This is a genomic window from Blautia sp. ZXY-1-C6 (assembly GCF_056339875.1).
This window is the reverse complement of the sequence record NZ_JBWJVQ010000071.1, coordinates 1-3,112: the sequence shown is the minus strand read 5'-3', so window position 1 is coordinate 3,112 and position 3,112 is coordinate 1. Positions and strand designations below refer to the sequence as shown.

Below are 3,112 nucleotides of genomic sequence, written 5' to 3'. Positions count from 1 at the left end.
TGGAAACAACTACTGAAACTGCATCTTCACTGATTCCGTTCTTGTCTGTCTGTACCAGAATCTCTTTTGCAAATGCAAGATTTACAAAGGATTTCTTGCTGTTCTCATACATTGCTGCTGTTTCAGCATCCTTTGCCACAATATGCAGGCTTGTCTTGCGGTTATTCGGAACATTCATCTCTGTTCTGGTATTACGGATACCTCTTACAACCTCTTTGAAGCCCTCGATTGCTTTCTCAGCATCCGGGAAGTTTCTCTCTTCTCTGTATACAGGCCATTCGGAGATCATAATAGACTCTTCTTCAGGAAGAAGTGTGCAGTAGATTTCCTCTGTGATAAACGGCATATACGGATGAAGAAGCTTCAGGCCTTCTGTCAGCGCTGTTCTTAATGTCCAGAGTGCATCATTTGCTGCCTTCGGATCTTCCTCTGCCTTCCACAGACGAACCTTAGCCATCTCAATATACCAGTCGCAGAGTTCATCCCACAGGAAGTCATAAACCTTCTGTACTGCAATACCAAGTTCATATTTTTCCATGTTCTCTGTAGCTTCGCGGATCACTGTATTTAAGTGAGACAGAATCCATTTATCCTCTGCACAGAGATTATTTAAGTTCTCCGGCTCTGTCACTGTCTTGCCTTCCAGGTTCATCATGATGAAACGGGAAGCATTCCAGATCTTGTTTGCGAAGTTACGGCTTGCTTCTACCTTTTCCCAGTAGAAACGCATATCATTTCCAGGTGCATTACCTGTCATCAGAGTAAGACGAAGAGCATCTGCGCCGTATTTATCAATAACTTCCAGAGGATCGATACCGTTTCCAAGAGACTTACTCATCTTACGTCCCTGGGAGTCACGTACCAGACCATGGATCAGTACATGATGGAACGGAACCTGATCAGTCTGCTCCAGAGCAGAGAATACCATACGGATAACCCAGAAGAAGATAATGTCATATCCTGTAACAAGTACATCTGTCGGATAGAAATATTCCAGTTCCGGTGTTTTCTCCGGCCAGCCAAGTGTGGAGAATGGCCATAATGCAGAACTGAACCAGGTATCCAGTGTATCCTCATCCTGATGAAGATGTGTACATCCGCATTTCGGGCATTTCTCAGGCATTTCTCTTGCAACAACTACTTCACCGCACTCATCACAGTAATAAGCCGGAATTCTGTGTCCCCACCATAACTGTCTGGAAATACACCAGTCGCGGATATTCTCAAGCCAGTGAAGATACGTCTTGTCAAAACGGGACGGAACGAATTTCAGATCTCCGTCATCCAGAGCTTTGATCGCAGCCTTTGCCATCTCGTCCATCTTTACAAACCACTGTGGCTTGATCATAGGCTCTACCGTTGTACCGCAGCGGTCATGAGTTCCAACGCTGTGGTTGTGAGGAACTACTTTTACCAGAAGTCCAAGTTCTTCCAAATCTGCTACCATTGCCTTACGTGCTTCGTAACGATCCATACCAGCGTATTTTCCGCCAAGCTCGTTGATGGTCGCATCGTCATTCATAATGTTGATCTCTTCCAGATTGTGACGGCGTCCAACCTCAAAGTCGTTAGGGTCATGGGCAGGTGTGATCTTTACACATCCTGTTCCGAATTCTTTGTCTACATATTCATCGGCGATCACCGGAATCTCTCTGTCTGTGAGAGGAAGCTTCAGCATCTTGCCGATGAGATCCTTGTAGCGCTCATCTTCCGGATTTACGGCAACAGCAGTATCACCCAGCAGGGTTTCCGGACGTGTAGTTGCAATCTCTACGAAACGTCCCTCTTCCCCTACGATCGGGTAATTAATGTGCCAGAAAAATCCGTCCTGATCCTCATGCTCAACCTCTGCATCAGAGATGGAAGTCTGGCATACAGGACACCAGTTGATGATTCTGGAACCTTTGTAGATATAGCCTTTTTCATATAATTTGATAAATACTTCCTGTACTGCTTTGGAACATCCCTCATCCATTGTGAAACGTTCTCTCTCCCCAGTCTGCGGAAGCACCCAGTTTCTTTAACTGATTGATGATCTTTCCGCCGTACTCCTCTTTCCATGCCCACGCATGTTTTAAGAATTCCTCACGGCCGATATCGTGTTTGTCGATACCTTCTTTTTTCAGCTTGTCGATAACCTTAACCTCTGTAGCGATAGCTGCATGGTCAGTTCCCGGCTGCCATAATGCTTCATAGCCCTGCATTCTCTTGAAACGGATCAGGATATCCTGCATGGTTTCATCCAGCGCATGTCCCATGTGAAGCTGGCCGGTTACGTTTGGCGGCGGCATAACAATGGTAAACGGTTTCTTGTCCGGATTTACTTTTGCATGGAAATATCCATTGTCCATCCATTTTGTGTAAAGACGCTCTTCGATTCCCTTAGGATCGTAGGTTTTTGCAAGTTCTTTGCTCATAATGTCCTCCTAATTATATATCTGAAACTAAAGTATCTACGGATTACTCCGTTATAAAGCAGTCACCCTGACAACCAAACAAATAAGCATACTGACTTCGCTTTCCGCATCCAGCCAGATAACTGTGTCATAAACTTATTCGATAAAAAACGCCCCTCACACGCATTATACGTGCAAAGGGCGACATAGATCGCGGTACCACCTTAGTTTGTCTCTCATTCCCTTAACGCGGGATACGTGAAAACCTACCATGCGCGTATATAACTCTGATATGATTCATACACACTCACTTCAGCCTCCCGGCTCCAAAGCTACCTTCAGCGCTTCTGTTCCCGGGAAACCTTCCAGCTTATAAGCTTCCCTCTCTGTGGGGCATTACCGCCTACTCCTCTTTTTCACAGCCTTTTTCTGGATTCTACTATAATGAAAAAAGGCTTTCTTGTCAAGAACGTTTCTCCGGATTTCACAAATTTATCTGGTGTCATACGTATATTTTTCCCGCATTGTCGAACAAAATTTTATCGATAATATCCTTTGCATTATTTACGGAAAGATATCCGTCCTCTATTTTTTCTCTCAGAACACTACACAGTGAAAAACGGAATGCAAGAAGGGAGCCATAACTTTCCTCTACTGTCCATGTATCACATCCCCAGCAGATTTTATCAATCTGGGACATCTCGATCAGCTGATGC

At 44.8% G+C, this 3,112-nt stretch carries 1 protein-coding gene, 1 pseudogene and 1 other annotated feature; the gene and the pseudogene both read right to left on the bottom strand.

Annotated elements, in window-relative coordinates; genetic code table 11:
• Positions 1–2,417: pseudogene (locus tag AC075J_RS02825) on the bottom strand (valine--tRNA ligase); the annotation flags it as partial.
• A 173-nt stretch (positions 2,418–2,590) separates the two neighbouring features.
• Positions 2,591–2,825, bottom strand: a binding site (T-box leader).
• A 73-nt stretch (positions 2,826–2,898) separates the two neighbouring features.
• Positions 2,899–3,112, bottom strand: a 214-nt coding sequence (locus AC075J_RS02820) for a hypothetical protein (protein WP_476389958.1), incomplete at its 5' end; no start/stop codon positions are given.